12 protein-coding genes and 1 pseudogene are annotated in these 13,173 nt (G+C 59.5%); 8 read left to right on the top strand and 5 right to left on the bottom strand.

The features are described from left to right. Positions 1-360: 360 nt before the first annotated feature. Positions 361-1,107 carry an SDR family oxidoreductase gene (locus QSK43_RS05985; protein ID WP_332302661.1) on the bottom strand — a complete coding sequence of 249 codons (747 nt, stop codon included), beginning with the start codon at positions 1,105-1,107 and terminating at the stop codon, positions 361-363. A gap of 96 nt (positions 1,108-1,203) precedes the next feature. On the opposite strand from QSK43_RS05985, the gene QSK43_RS05980 reads away from it, so the two are divergent. The 4 genes from QSK43_RS05980 (at position 1,204) to QSK43_RS05965 (ending at position 5,143) form a co-directional block, all read left to right on the top strand. After that, the gene (locus QSK43_RS05980; protein WP_332302660.1) at positions 1,204-2,136 is read left to right on the top strand and encodes an AraC family transcriptional regulator; all 933 of its coding nucleotides are present in this window, start codon (positions 1,204-1,206) and stop codon (positions 2,134-2,136) included. Between the two features lie 148 nt (positions 2,137-2,284). Further along, complete coding sequence (locus QSK43_RS05975; RefSeq protein WP_332302659.1) at positions 2,285-3,463, top strand: M20 aminoacylase family protein; 1,179 nt, start codon at positions 2,285-2,287, stop codon at positions 3,461-3,463. A gap of 715 nt (positions 3,464-4,178) precedes the next feature. Next, positions 4,179-4,583, top strand: coding sequence for an OsmC family protein (locus QSK43_RS05970; protein ID WP_332302658.1), 405 nt, complete (start codon positions 4,179-4,181; stop codon positions 4,581-4,583). Between the two features lie 392 nt (positions 4,584-4,975). After that, positions 4,976-5,143: a hypothetical protein gene (locus tag QSK43_RS05965; protein ID WP_332302657.1), complete on the top strand. Its 168-nt coding sequence runs from the start codon at positions 4,976-4,978 to the stop codon at positions 5,141-5,143. Positions 5,144-5,167: 24 nt separating this feature from the next. On the opposite strand, the gene QSK43_RS27100 is transcribed toward QSK43_RS05965, so the two are convergent. Further along, entirely contained in the window at positions 5,168-5,269 is a 102-nt protein-coding gene (locus QSK43_RS27100; RefSeq protein ID WP_425965306.1) for a hypothetical protein, read from the bottom strand. A gap of 424 nt (positions 5,270-5,693) precedes the next feature. On the opposite strand from QSK43_RS27100, the gene QSK43_RS05960 reads away from it, so the two are divergent. Further along, entirely contained in the window at positions 5,694-6,608 is a 915-nt protein-coding gene (locus QSK43_RS05960) for a DUF6929 family protein (RefSeq protein WP_332302656.1), read from the top strand. A gap of 142 nt (positions 6,609-6,750) precedes the next feature. On the opposite strand, the gene QSK43_RS05955 is transcribed toward QSK43_RS05960, so the two are convergent. Continuing rightward, complete coding sequence (locus tag QSK43_RS05955) at positions 6,751-7,641, bottom strand: LysR family transcriptional regulator (RefSeq protein ID WP_332302655.1); 891 nt, start codon at positions 7,639-7,641, stop codon at positions 6,751-6,753. A 106-nt stretch (positions 7,642-7,747) separates the two neighbouring features. Here QSK43_RS05955 and QSK43_RS05950 point away from each other — a divergent pair, with 106 nt between their 5' ends. The 3 genes and pseudogenes from QSK43_RS05950 (at position 7,748) to QSK43_RS05940 (ending at position 9,837) form a co-directional block, all read left to right on the top strand. Then, on the top strand, positions 7,748-8,617 hold the full coding sequence (locus QSK43_RS05950; RefSeq protein ID WP_332302654.1) for an SDR family oxidoreductase: 870 nt from the start codon (positions 7,748-7,750) through the stop codon (positions 8,615-8,617). Positions 8,618-8,656: 39 nt separating this feature from the next. Then, positions 8,657-9,130: an AtaL-like protein gene (locus QSK43_RS05945; protein ID WP_332302653.1), complete on the top strand. Its 474-nt coding sequence runs from the start codon at positions 8,657-8,659 to the stop codon at positions 9,128-9,130. A gap of 70 nt (positions 9,131-9,200) precedes the next feature. Beyond that, positions 9,201-9,837: pseudogene (locus QSK43_RS05940) on the top strand (NAD(P)-dependent oxidoreductase). Between the two features lie 598 nt (positions 9,838-10,435). Here the strand turns inward: QSK43_RS05940 and QSK43_RS05935 are convergent. Both QSK43_RS05935 and QSK43_RS05930 read right to left on the bottom strand, forming a co-directional pair. Next, positions 10,436-11,188 (bottom strand): alpha/beta hydrolase, encoded by a 753-nt coding sequence (locus tag QSK43_RS05935; protein ID WP_332302652.1) that lies wholly within the window; start codon positions 11,186-11,188, stop codon positions 10,436-10,438. Between the two features lie 48 nt (positions 11,189-11,236). Next, positions 11,237-13,012 (bottom strand): cytochrome c biogenesis protein DipZ, encoded by a 1,776-nt coding sequence (locus tag QSK43_RS05930; protein ID WP_332302651.1) that lies wholly within the window; start codon positions 13,010-13,012, stop codon positions 11,237-11,239. Positions 13,013-13,173: the final 161 nt, after the last annotated feature.

The raw sequence follows: 13,173 nt of genomic DNA, 5'->3' as shown, positions 1-13,173 counted from the left end.
CCCTCCAATTTTCATGAAATATTTTGTCAGATCTGTCAGTTGCTCATGAACTAGATGACTGACCAGTCTTCACTCGAGTGGATCCAGACTTTTGCAGCGAGAAGGGAAGTACGAGGACGACAGCTATCAGAAATTCGAGGCGGTCCGCCTATGTCATTGGCAAGACACTGGTGACCGAGGACGAGGATTTCGGATGAGATCGATGCGGAACAGCACCGGGGTCGTAGGTCCGACTCCGCTCAAGGCAATTGGCTTCGTTGGCCTCTCGAAAGCTCACGATATTTGCTCCCGCTAGAACAGCTGCGATCGGCGATGCCGCAACAGGCGACCCATCTGTCACCATCCTTGCCATCTCCTACGTCAACGCGCCTGAGCAAGCGCGACAGCGTCAGCTCCAGCAGGAAAGCGAAGCTGATTCTCGGTATCGTGAACGGCCCGCCAGACTGCTTCTGCCACATCGTTTTCCGTGGTGGTCAGGGGCGGCTTCGCGAACGCCTCGAGAATCGGCTGTGCAAAGTCAGCGTATCCGCCGGGGAGAAGCTCCGAGACAGGAACAATGGCATTCGCCCCGAACCGGGTAGTTGGCGCATAACCTGGCTCGACGAGCTTCACGCGGACCCCGAAATAGCCGAGCTCATGCGCAAGCGAAGCCGAGAAGCCTTCGATGGCCTGTTTGGTGGCGGTATAGGCTGCCGCGAGTGGAAACTCTCCCAAAGTGACGCTGGACGTGACATTGATGATGGTTCCGGACCGGCGCTCGCGCATCTGCGGGATGACAGCCTGGCACATCGCCATTACGCCAATCGTGTTGGTTTCGACAAGCTGTCGGATGAGGGACAACGGCATCGCTTCGAACGCACCGACACCCCCAAGCCCGGCGTTATTCACCAATACGTCAATCAAACCGGCAGAACCGATCAGTTCGGCGATACTCTCAGAGCTGGTGACGTCGAGCGGTAGCACGCGCAGCCGGTCGGTTCCGGCGAACAGCGATGGGTCCGGGCGCCGCATAGTCGCGACGACATTCCATCCAAGAGAAAGGAAGTGTTCCGCAGTGGCCTTGCCGTAGCCCGATGATGTCCCGGTAATGAGGATGGTCTTGGTCATGTCAGTCTCCTTGGTTTCGATCGTGTAGCAATAGACAGACATCCCGATACGCTCTATAATCCCTAGTCCAGTTAGTGTTATGGATCGTCCAAATTTATGGATCCTCTCAGCGATATCATCGCTCTCTTGCGGCCGAGGGCTGCGATAGCGAAGCCCATCTCGGGGCGCGGACAATGGGGCGTTCGCTACAGACCGTACGACGCACCCGGGTTCACGGTGGTGCTGGCAGGAGAAGCATGGGTCACATTAGGTAACCGGAAACCGCTCCGGATTAGCGAAGGCGACTTTCTTCTTTTGCCGGCTACCCCGGCATTCTCGCTGTGCAGCAAGCCAGGCGTCTCCTGCATTCCCGCTGAACCTCTTGCTGAAGCTGTCCGTCACGGCGAGCAAGAAGGAGAGCCCGATTTCGCGGCGCTGGGCGGAAGCTTTTCGATTAGGAGTGCCAATACGCCGTTGCTACTCACGCTGCTGCCTGATCACATTTACATTTCCGCCTCAGCGGGGCGCGCGACCCGATTTGGCCGACTTGTGGAACTGCTGTCTGAGGAGTGCGTTGCCAACCATCCCGGTAAAGAACTGATTGTCCAGCGATTGCTGGAGACCCTTCTAGTGGAGGCATTGCGGTGGGATACTATGGGCAACAATGCAGCTTCAGCGGGCCTATTGAACGGGCTGCGCGATCCTGCGATCGCCCGCGTCCTGCGTGCCATTCACGAGAATGTGCGGACGAGGTGGACGGTAGTCAATCTTGCAGGAATAGCGGGCAAGTCGCGAGCGGCATTCGCTGCGCAGTTCCATGAGATCGTTGGTTGTGCGCCAATCGAATATTTGACGCGCTGGAGAATGGCTATTGCCAAGGATGCCCTGATGAGCGGCGGAAAGTCGCTCGACAGGATCGCGGACGAAATCGGTTACGAATCCGCCAGCGCCTTCAGCACAGCGTTTAGCAAAAGGCTGGGCTGCTCCCCGGGCCGGTTCGCCAGAGGGTACGTCGCCGGTGTCAGTCCTGGCCCCCTTGCCGTCTTATGATGCTATCTGCCACTGACCGGACCCCCGGCATCCGCGCGCGCAGCCCTTCCTGTCCCGCTTCATCTGAAGCTAGCACCGGCCCGCCTCAGACCCTGTGCTCCGGCAATGGAGCGCAGTCCATTCCCTTGCCTGAACACTGGATCATCCGATGACACGCGACAATTCCTATGCCCGTATCTCCGACTTCGATGCCATCAAGAACGACCTCATTGCCACGCGACACCACTTGCATGCCCATCCGGAACTGTCCTTCGGGGAGATCGAAACCGCGCGCTTCGTGGCGGACAAGCTTGAAGGCTGGGGGTATGAGGTCGCCCGCAATGTCGGCGGACATGGCGTGGTGGCGTGCCTCAAGGTCGGATCAGGCTCGAAAAGCGTCGCCATCCGCGCGGATATGGATGCTCTACCGATCACGGAAGAGACTGGCCTCGCCTATGCGAGCACTGTGCCCGGGCGAATGCATGCCTGTGGCCACGACGGGCACACCACCATGCTTCTCGGCGCAGCGGAATATCTTGCCCGGACCCGCCGGTTTGACGGGACGGTCAATTTGATCTTCCAGCCGGCCGAAGAGGCAGGTGTGGGAAGCGGTGCGCAGGCGATGATCGCGGACGGTCTGTTCGAACGCTTTCCCTGCGACGCCATTTTCGGCCTGCACAATCATCCCGGTGCCCCGGCTGGACATTGGCTGATGCGGTCTGGTCCGCTGATGGCGGCTGCCGATACTGTGAAGATCACAATCACCGGCAAGGGTGGCCACGCCTCCCGTCCGCATTTGACGATCGATCCCGTGGTTATCGCCTGCACGCTTGTTGTTTCGCTGCAGTCGATCGTTTCGCGCAATATTGACCCGACGCAGACTGCTGTGATCACGGTCGGTGCGATCCATGCGGGCGAGGCATCGAACGTCATTCCAAACACCGCGATGCTGTCGTTGAGCGTTCGTTCCTTCGAGCCGAAGGTCCGCGCTCTGCTCGAACAGCGCATCCGCACGATGACGCAGGCGGTGGCCGCGGGTCACGGTGCGACTGCCGAGGTCGTGTTCGAGCATGGCTATCCCGTGGTCGTCAATTCCGATGCAGAGACGGCGTTTGCCCGAAGCGTCGCGGAAGAACTCGTCGGAATAGAAAACGTTTCCACCTGTCACCTCATCCCCGGCAGCGAGGATTTCGCCTACTTTCTGGAGCATCGTCCAGGCAGCTTCCTGCGCCTCGGCAACGGTGTGGGTTCGGAGATTCTGCACAGCTCCAAATACAATTTCGCCGACGAGAGTCTCACCGTCGGCGCGGCAATGTGGGCCAGGCTCACGGAGAGATTTCTGCGTTGAGACCACGAGCTCCGAGTAAGCCGTGCGAAAGCGGGGGAGGCCGTAGTGATAGAAATGATGCCTGATTTGTAATCATGCAGATTCAACGCGCTCCGTTTTGTCGGAGGTCATTACATACATTGAGTTTTCTGACGTTGTTGCACCGCAGGTCAGCACTTCGGACTTATTCCGAGTGCGGCAGTCTCGGGTCGCTCTATCAGCCATAGCATGCGGATCCAGGCATAGAGAAAGTCTGCGTTGACCGGTGCGACGGATACGGCCCTGCGCGAGGTACGCACCTGCCACGATCATCTGGCGGCCGTGTCGGGTGTCAACATTGCCGATGTCCTGCGCACAGTGGCGCGGTCGAAAATCGCGGGCGATGCTCCGGTCCTGACCGAAACCGGTCAGGACCGGATGCAATGGCTCGGCATCCTCGCCCTCGGCACACGAAGCGCTCGACCTGTCTGCCGCCGGTGTCTGGACTGGAGCAAGCACCGTCTCCATCTGGCAGGCGTTTTGGGGGGCCGGGATCCTTGCCTTTGTGCTGGACCAGGTCTGGGTCCGACGTCCCAACGGAACACGGGCGCTGGAGATCACACCTGCAGACAGTAGCGGTTTCAGGCAGGCCTATGGGATTGAAGATCTTGCCTGCTGGCAAGGATTTCATTTTACCGTTGACAAGATTCACATACGCAAGGAGCGTGCATGCATCCCATATGGACGGAGGAACGGAATGGTCCGGTCGATCGTGGAATTGCGTAATGTCGTGGGCACGGAAGCGGCAGTTGGCTGGGCTGGCGGTCACACTATCGTGGTCGACAGGCCAGAAGGCAAGGCCGGCGGATTGGGGCTGGGCTTCAATGGCGGGCAGCTGCTCGCTTTGGCAGTCGGAGGTTGCTACTGTAACGACCTCCGATATGTTGCCCATGATCTCGGTGTCGAGATCGGAGACATAGCCGTGACGGTACAGCTGGAACTTGACGGTACGCCTCTAGTCGTCACCAACACCGTCATGTCTGTGACATGCACGACATTGGATGGGTCCGATCCAAAAACCTTGATCGATCGAGCATGGTCGATCTGCACGGTGGCAAATTCTCTCAATCGCGGGGTGCCGACCACGCTCACGGTGGTCTGATTGCGGGCAGCTGGGTGATAGGCTTGCTCGAAGGCACTGAAGACGTATGCACCGAAAGCGGGTACTCTGATTTTCATCGTAGGATGCACCCCTCCCGCAGAGCTTCGAGTTCAGGCGGCCGACTCCTCCTCCCGCGGCAGGCCTTTCGTTTCCAGAGCGCTGGTATCGGAGACCAATTGCCGATCGCGGTTTACGACCACGGTCTTCGGTGCTGCGATAAGGGACTGATCGTTGAGGGCCACACCGGCCCTTGAACGAAACGCCAGACCGGGCGTGGTCTCTGCAGCGTCCAGGATCGGCCGCCCCCTCCTGTAGGCAACATCACGGACTTGATCTTGTCGTGGGCAACTTCTGATCCTATCTCCTTTCCACCACAGTGAAGGAGCCACGAGATGACAGAACTTGTAGCTGATTTCCTGCTCGACGAGACGGTCGTAATCATTCCCCCGGAAGTCCACGACGAGAGACAAAACATCCGTATCTGTCTATGTTGCCAGCGCGCGGGTGCACGGATGGATGAAGACGGCTGCGGCATCTGTGATGAATGCCTGGCTGGCTGACTTCGCCGGTGCAGGTTTGCTTCACTATCCGCAGATAGCGCCGACTACGCAGCCGGAGGCAGGATTGGTCTCAACGGTCACTCGGCCTCCTTTATAATCGTGGGTGACGGGCTGACCCGGGGCGATCTGGCGTACAATCGTCGCTCACGTTCGATGCCTGGCATCTTCGTCGGTGGGCGTCGGTCTTTCGACCAGTGTGGCACTGGCCGCTTGGCATTCGGAGCGTGGTTCCGGCAGAGCACGACGCTAAAGTTACTGCTGTGCTCAGCAATGTCAAAACAGGCAGAACAGCAAATGCATCATAGACGTTCTCCCACGACCGACAGATCCGCAAGCCCTGTTGGCTTGCGCTCGGTGTCCTTGTGCAGGGAGGTTATGACAATACTGAGATGATGCCTGATTTCGGGCGGAGGAGGCGACAATGCAGTGGTTACGAGCGCTTTTGCAACGAAGTATTCTCAGACGCCGCGCCGGTTCGATGTCAACATAAAAACAAAAAATCGCTTCTTGGCCGGTGGAGCCCGGGCGTTCATGGTGATAGCCATGATCGATGATTGTTACCGAACTTCGAGAACTCGACATCTCTCCGGACAGATCTGACACGCAGCCATCCTATATCAGCGCGGCAAGCGGTCTGGTCTGCGTCGGCTCGCACATCTATGTCGTTGCGGACGATGAGCTTCACCTCGGAGTGTTTTCCGGCGGTGACTATGGCCCGGGCCATCTGATCCGCCTGCTTGCGGGTGACTTGCCCATCATCAAGGCTGAGCGCAAGCGCCAAAAGCCGGATCTCGAGGCGCTGGTCTTCGTTCCGGCTTTCGAGGGATTTCCGTATGGCGCTCTGCTGGCTCTGGGATCGGCATCGAGGCCAAACCGCGGACGCGGTGTTCTTCTCGGCCTTGATCCGCAAGGTGCGCTCAGCGGTTCACCAGAGCAAGTCGACATGGCCGCGATGCTTGGCCCACTTCATCAAGCGTTCCCCGAGCTCAACATTGAGGGAGCAGCCGTAGTTGGTGATGAACTCCTGCTATTTGAGCGGGGCAACAAGAGACATATCGACAACGCGATCATCCACTACCCGCTGCTTCCGGTTCTCGAGGCTTTGCGAGGTCCGGATACCGCGGCCATTGCGCCATCCTCCATCACGAGAGTGGATCTTGGTGCGATCGAAGGCGTTCCGCTCTGTTTCACTGATGCAGCGGCTCTACCCAATGGTGACGTGGTGTTCTGCGCCGCAGCGGAAGATACCGACGACGCATATCTTGATGGCCATTGCGTAGGTGCCGCGATCGGAATCGTTGACAAAAATGGGCGGTTGCTCTCGCTGCATCAGCTCGAACAGCCATACAAGGTGGAAGGTATCAGCGCCAAGGTAGAGAATGAAACGCTGGACCTGCTTCTCGTTACCGATGCGGACGACCCCGCGATACCGGCAAAGCTCCTGTCGGCATCGTTGGTTTTGTAGGCCGCCTCGAGGGCGAAGGCAATAAGTGCTTGGATTCGTTATGCTCTCGGGGAGGGCACCGGCGCCGACGGAATTTTTGATGTTTCGGTCGAACCGACGGCTTGGCGGCGTCTTGCGCAACACGATCAAGGGCTCCATTCGGCTATCTGCCAACGTAAGCGGCCAGCTCGTCGGGCGTCCCATCGGGAAAAGCGTGCTTCAGGTAATCAAGGAATGCTGACACGCGGGCGCTGAGTAGCCGACGCGATGGGTAGAGCGCCCAGAGCGCGATCTCCGATCCCTCGATATCGCCCCAGTGCTGTAAAGTGCCGTCTGCCAGATCATGGCTCACCAGCGATATCGGCAAACGTGCAGCACCCACGCCGGTTCGTACGGCATCCCGGACCATGATGAGCGACGAAAGCGCAAGGACTGGCTCGATGTTGATCGTAGCAGCGCCTTTGGCGGTCATGACATTCCAGGTTTGTCTATCGCCTGTTCCGCGCACGACGCCTGGAGCGGAAATACCCGCGGCAGGGCGGCGAAGGCTGGGGCTTGCCACGACGACCAGGCGGTCATGCAGGAAGGCTCGTCCGACGAGACTTTCGTCCGGATCCGGATTGACGCGGATGACCAGATCATAGCCTTCCTCGATCATGTCCACCGCCCGATCTTCGGTCGTGATTTCCAGGCGTACCTCCGGATATTTGAGTGCGAACCCCGCACCGATCTTGCCCATGGCGGTCTGCGACAGGAGAAGCGGCGCGCTGATCCGTAAGCGGCCACGCGGCTTTTCCGCACCTGAGGCAATGGCGGTGGCTGTCTCGTCAAGCTCCATCAGCAGTACAGATGTTCGCTGATGAAGGGCGCGCCCTTCATCAGTGAGCTTCAGATTACGAGCGCCACGTTCGAATAATCTCAGTCCAAGGGCAGCCTCCAGCTCCGCCACCCGGCGTGACAGCGTTGCCTTAGGTCGCCCGGCGGCACGGGCAGCTTTGCCGAAGCCTCCATGGCGCGCCACAAGGTTGAAGTCGACAAGAGCAAGGAGATCCATGGTCTGTTCCAACAGTGAGACGGAGTGTCTAGATTTATGGGCTATTGGGTCGATAATGATCCGTCCATATTCCGGCTGTCAAGCAAACAAACCCGGAGATTTTCCCATGACCATTCTCGTTACCGGCGCCACCGGCAATATCGGCAGCCAGGTCATCCAGCACCTTGTCCATCGTGGCGCAGACGTTCGTGCCCTCGTTCGCGATCCCTCCAGGGCAGACTTCCCGGCCGGCGTTGCCGTCGTCAAGGGCGACTTCCTCGACGTCGACTCCCTCCGTACAGCCTTCGAAGGTGTATCTACACTGTTCCTTCTGAACGCCGTCGTATCGGACGAATTTACCCAGGCTCTGATTGCCCTCAACGTCGCCCGCTCGGCCGGCGTTGAGCGGATCGTGTACCTGTCAGTCATTCACTCCGACGTCTACGTCAACGTCCCGCACTTCGCAGGCAAGTTCGGCGTCGAGCGGATGATCGAGCAGATGGGCATGAGCGCCACGATCCTGCGCCCGGCCTACTTCATCCAGAACGATCTGACGATTAAAGACGTCATCACTGGCTATGGCGTCTATCCGATGCCTGTCGGCGACAAAGGTCTTGCCATGATCGACGTCCGCGATATCGCGGAGATTGCTGCAATTGAACTGCTGCGTCGGGAACAGGCTCCTCAAGCGCTTCCGACCACCCGCATCAACCTTGTCGGCCCCGACACACTCACCGGAACGGATATCGCCGCCATCTGGTCGGACGTTCTGGACCGCCAGATCAACTATGGCGGCGGCGATACTTCTGCCTTCGAGCAGAACCTCAAGCAGTTCATGCCGCCGTGGATGGCCTACGACATGCGCATGATGGGCGAGCGGTTCCTGACCGACGGCATGCTGCCTGAGGGCGGCGACGCCGAGCGCCTGACGACGCTCCTCGGCCGCCCGCTCCACACCTACCGCGACTTCGCCACGGAAACTGCGGCTGCTGTCTGAGGCCAGTCGTCCCATCACCTCAAAACAAGGACCATCACCATGATCTATTCGACCGCAACCGTTCCCGTAAATCCGCAAGGCGAAACAGAACTCACTCGCGAGCAGGTCTGGAAAGGCCTGGAACTAAAGGCGCGCGATGCGCGCCTGTTCCTCCCGCCGGGTCTCTGCACCCGCTGCGATGTCGTGGAAGAAAGCGCGACCCACTTTGTGCGCGAAGCCACCATTGCTGGGTCTGACCTGCGCGAAATCATCACCCTCGAACCGCAGAGCAAAGTCACCTTTTTTCAGGCCACCGGTCCGCGCGAAGGCGCCATCGTCAACGAACTGTTCGAGGACGAAAGCGGTGCGCTGCAACTCAAATTCTACTGCTATATCGGCCTGCGCGGCAAGCAGCCAAACGGCCCGGAAGAACAGGCCGAGCAGACGATGTTCGACAGCGACAAGGGGTACAAGTCCGCGTTGCTGTCGACACTGAGACGGACCCGCGAACTGCTCGCAGAGGGCCGCCTCTGATCATCCTTGACATGAAACCAAAGGGCCCGCCTCTCGACGAGGCGCCCTGCCTTTCAAGAGGACCAGGACAATGACCACCTCCGTTACCGAAACGAATGCCGCCAAAGCACCGAAAATCCTGATCCTCGGCGCCACCGGACCGACCGGCCGCCACGTCGTCAGCCAGGCGCTGGCCCGCGGCTACGATGTCACGGTCCTGGTGCGCTCGCCGGGAAAAGCCGCCGATCTCAAGGGCGCAAAGTTGTCGTCGGGGATGCCCGCGACGAGAAGGCGCTGCGCCAGGCTGTCAAAGGCCGCGACGCTGTCATCATTGCGCTCGGCACGCCGGCGAGCCCTTTCAAGGAAGTCACCCTACTCTCGGCCGCGACCCGCGCTCTTGTCCGCTTGATGAAGGCAGAACAGGTTTCACGCCTGATCACGATCACCGGGATCGGCGCCGGCGACAGCAAAGGACACGGCGGCTTCCTGTTCGACAACGTCGTCTTCCCCCTGCTCCTGCGTCACGTTTATGCCGACAAGAACCGGCAGGAGGCGATCATCAGGGAAAGTGGCCTCGACTGGACTGTCGTTCGACCTTCGATTCTCAACAACAAGCCGGGCCACAACGCGATCCATGCGCTTACGGACCTGAGCGACTTCCATGGTGGTTAGATCTCGCGGGCAGACGTTACGCGTTTATCCTCGATCAGATTGGTAGTGATACGTAGCTGCGCGGATCACCTTTGATTACCTGGTAGGCTGGAGGTGACTTGTACGATCGCAGATGCCGTCTATCGCGCCAGAATTTTCTGCGGTGGTTGAGAAGCCGGTCATTGATCAGGTCGTAGTACTGAACAAATCAGCACTTCCTGCGGAACAGGCGGCAAGTACCTCTCCATATCAACAGGCGCAAATATCAGCCGTATACCACAGGCCATGTGATAGGTCCGGCTTGGGCGCCGGAAAAGCGCTATCAGCCGAATTGGAAGCGGTCGTCCCAGCGGGATTGCGGGGACACGCGAGCTGGTCGTTTTCCGGTACGCCTTACGTTGCCGCTTGTATCGTGACAGACGACAGTCCGCACACTATGTGTCCTTCACGGGGCGCAGCAATGGCCGGATGCTCTTCCTGAAGATTAACGTCTCCGGCCTGGCAATTTCGTCATTCCTCCAGCGACAATTTTAGGATCCGCATCGATCGAAGCAAAAAATTGATTTCTCAGTGCGTTCGACAAACAGGCGCACTACCTGCGATCGAACGTCTTCAAGACTTCAAAGAGTTCAGTGGCGATCCATTGTTGCCGGATCGCCACTCTCCATATTGGGGCTAGAGTGCTTCCGCTGCCCTTTCGATGACGTCGGCAACCTTTTGGGGCTGAGAGGAGAAGACGGCGTGGCTGGACTTGATCTCAGTCACTGTGCTGCCGGCGCGCTTCGCCATCTTACGTTCCAGTTCGGGATTGATGGATCGGTCCTCGGTCGCAACAATGGACCAGCTCTGCTTCGTCTTCCAGGCGGGATTCCCGACCCTGGCGGAGAAAGCCTCCTTCGAGGCGAAAACCTGCGACCTTGCCAGAAACGCTGCGTCGTCTTTCGGCAGGTCGGCGGCGAAGTCGTTCGCGAAGGCGGCGGGGTCGAGATAGAGGTACTTCCCGTCTTTCGTCTCGCGGATATTCATGCCGCCGGCAGGCTTTGAACTTGCAAGGCTGAGGAGGCTTTCCCCCTCGTCGGGCTGGAAGGCCGCGACGTAGACCAGACCAGCGACAACGGGGCTGTGGCCAGCCTCAGTGATCACCATTCCGCCATAACTGTGACCGACGAGAAGCGTCGGGCCGTCCTGCAAATCGAGCACCCTGTTGGTAGCAGCAATATCGTCGGCGAGCGACGTAATCGGCTGCTGGACGATCGTGACATTGAAACCGCGGTTGACGAGGATATCGGATGCCTTGCGCCAGCCGGAACCGTCGGCAAGTGCGCCATGAACGATGACGATGTTCTTGACCTCGGCGGCCTGCGCCGAAAAAGCGATGATGCTGGTGGTGAAGGCGAGTGCGAGGATCGAGATGGAATGTCGTTTCATGCGTTTTACTCCTGTTGTCGTGGGTGGTTTTGGTGACAAGGACGGGTCTCAGCCGAAGGTGAAGGCGTAGGCTTCGACGCCTGGATCGAGGAAGTGGATTTCAAATGTCCGTTCCTCCACGTCGCCGGACTGGCGAACGAGCTGGTAGAGCCTGGTCGACGTCACCGTGCCGTAGCCGTCGGCATCGGTATCCGCGCCATGATCGGACCCGGGCGCCTTACCGTCGATCGTCACCTGGAAGCGAACAGGTTTGCCGGTGGCGCCGGGTCCGAGAACCAGATGCAGGTCGCGCGCGCTGAAGCGATAGACGATGCTGCCATCCGGCTGGTCCAGCACGGCGTGTTCAGCGCCGACCGTCCAGCGTCCAGAGAGGCCCCATTCATTGAGAGCGGGTCTGTCGACGGAATATCCGTTAGCGACATCCGCGCGCAGGCCTTCCGGAGAGACGAAGCCTGCGGCGCGCTCATAGCCGAGATAGCTCTCGCCGGAGCGGATGTTCCTGAGATCGGGGCTCGCCTCGGCGCCCTTGGCGTCGGGCGTCACCGTTGTGGTCGCGGCCAGGTCGTTGCCGGCTTCGCGCAGCAGGTCCTGGATCGCCTGCTCGGTCTGGCGGTAGTTGCCTTCGCCGAAATGATGGTAGCGGATCTGGCCCTTTGCATCGATCAGGTAGTGTGCCGGCCAGTAGCTGTTTTCAAACGCGCGCCAGATCTTGTAGTCGTTGTCGATCGCAACCGGATAACCGATCCCGAAATCGTCGATCGCCTTCTTGACGTTGTCGATCTTCTTCTCGAAGGCGAATTCCGGGGCGTGCACGCCGATCACGACGAGACCCTGACCCTTAAATTTGTCGGCCCAGGCGCGGACATAGGGGACGGTTCTGATGCAGTTGATGCAGGAGTAGGTCCAGAAATCGACGAGGACGACCTTGCCGCGAAGCTGTTCCGTCGTCAGCGGCGACGCGTTCAGCCATTCGACGGCGCCATTCAGCGACGGCGCCTCGCCCTCGACAGGCAATTTGCTCCGGAACGGCCGATCTGCATCGCGGACGGCAGCCGTGACGTTGTTGCTTGCCATCTCGGCGGAGGTGTCCGCGGCCGGTCTCGTCTGCAGTCGGTCAAGCACGGCCTGCTCGAATGTGGTCGTGCTGGCATAGGAAAGCCGCGCGAGGAGGCCGGTGTCGAGGCCGAGCGCAATGACGGCAACGCCAGCCAGAACCGCGGCTCCCAGCACCTGCCGAATACGTTCGCCAATGCCGAGCGACCGCTTCATGCCGGCGAAGATCCTGCCCCCGACAAGCAGGGCAATGGCAAACGATGTCGCAGCACCAGCAGCATAAGCGACGAGCAACAGTGTCGTCTGAAGGTTGGCACCATTTAGTGCCGCGCCCGTCAGCAGAAGGCCGAGGATCGGCCCGGCGCAGGGCGCCCAGAGCAGCCCGGTCGCGACGCCGAGGATGAAGGATTTCGCCGCAGTCGGCACGGATCCAGGTCTGCCCGAAGCGTTCAGCAGCTTGTTGCCGAAATCGACGACGGGTTGGGTGATGATTCTCGCAACGCGTGGTGACAACAGACTGACCCCGAAGACGGTGAGCAGCAGGATCGCGGCGAGACGACCGTATTCATTGGCATGGATCGCCCAACTCCCGCCGACTGCTGCAAGCGTTGCTACCAGCGCAAAAGTGGCGCTCATGCCGATCAGCATGGGAAGGGTGCTTCTGATAAAGGGCTGTCCGGCCCGGGCAAAGATGAAGGGGAGAATGGGAAGGATGCACGGGCTGAGGATGGTCAGCGCCCCTCCGAGATAGGCAATGATGAGAAGTGTCATCGTCGTTTCCTTGAAACCGGTTGGTCGGGTTCTGGACGGCGACGGAGCACGACCAGCAACAGGGCCAGTCTGGTCGGAGCGACGTATCCCGGATGTGTCCGGCTTCCATCGGAAGTGTACCGCAGTGTAAGGCCTGGCTTATCCACGACAGAGTGATACAA

This window comes from Rhizobium sp. GR12, assembly GCF_036596185.1.
GTDB classification, from domain to species: domain Bacteria; phylum Pseudomonadota; class Alphaproteobacteria; order Rhizobiales; family Rhizobiaceae; genus Agrobacterium; species Agrobacterium nepotum.
This window is presented reverse-complemented; position numbering and strand designations above follow the sequence as displayed.

What these genes read in the sequence shown, in the direction of transcription:
- QSK43_RS05985 (WP_332302661.1), bottom strand. Translation starts at nt 1,107, where the DNA reads ATGACCAAGACCATCCTCATTACCGGGACATCATCGGGCTACGGCAAG.
- QSK43_RS05980 (WP_332302660.1), top strand. Translation starts at nt 1,204, where the DNA reads ATGGATCCTCTCAGCGATATCATCGCTCTCTTGCGGCCGAGGGCTGCG.
- QSK43_RS05975 (WP_332302659.1), top strand. Translation starts at nt 2,285, where the DNA reads ATGACACGCGACAATTCCTATGCCCGTATCTCCGACTTCGATGCCATC.
- QSK43_RS05970 (WP_332302658.1), top strand. Translation starts at nt 4,179, where the DNA reads ATGGTCCGGTCGATCGTGGAATTGCGTAATGTCGTGGGCACGGAAGCG.
- QSK43_RS05965 (WP_332302657.1), top strand. Translation starts at nt 4,976, where the DNA reads ATGACAGAACTTGTAGCTGATTTCCTGCTCGACGAGACGGTCGTAATC.
- QSK43_RS05960 (WP_332302656.1), top strand. Translation starts at nt 5,694, where the DNA reads ATGATTGTTACCGAACTTCGAGAACTCGACATCTCTCCGGACAGATCT.
- QSK43_RS05955 (WP_332302655.1), bottom strand. Translation starts at nt 7,641, where the DNA reads ATGGATCTCCTTGCTCTTGTCGACTTCAACCTTGTGGCGCGCCATGGA.
- QSK43_RS05950 (WP_332302654.1), top strand. Translation starts at nt 7,748, where the DNA reads ATGACCATTCTCGTTACCGGCGCCACCGGCAATATCGGCAGCCAGGTC.
- QSK43_RS05945 (WP_332302653.1), top strand. Translation starts at nt 8,657, where the DNA reads ATGATCTATTCGACCGCAACCGTTCCCGTAAATCCGCAAGGCGAAACA.
- QSK43_RS05935 (WP_332302652.1), bottom strand. Translation starts at nt 11,188, where the DNA reads ATGAAACGACATTCCATCTCGATCCTCGCACTCGCCTTCACCACCAGC.
- QSK43_RS05930 (WP_332302651.1), bottom strand. Translation starts at nt 13,012, where the DNA reads ATGACACTTCTCATCATTGCCTATCTCGGAGGGGCGCTGACCATCCTC.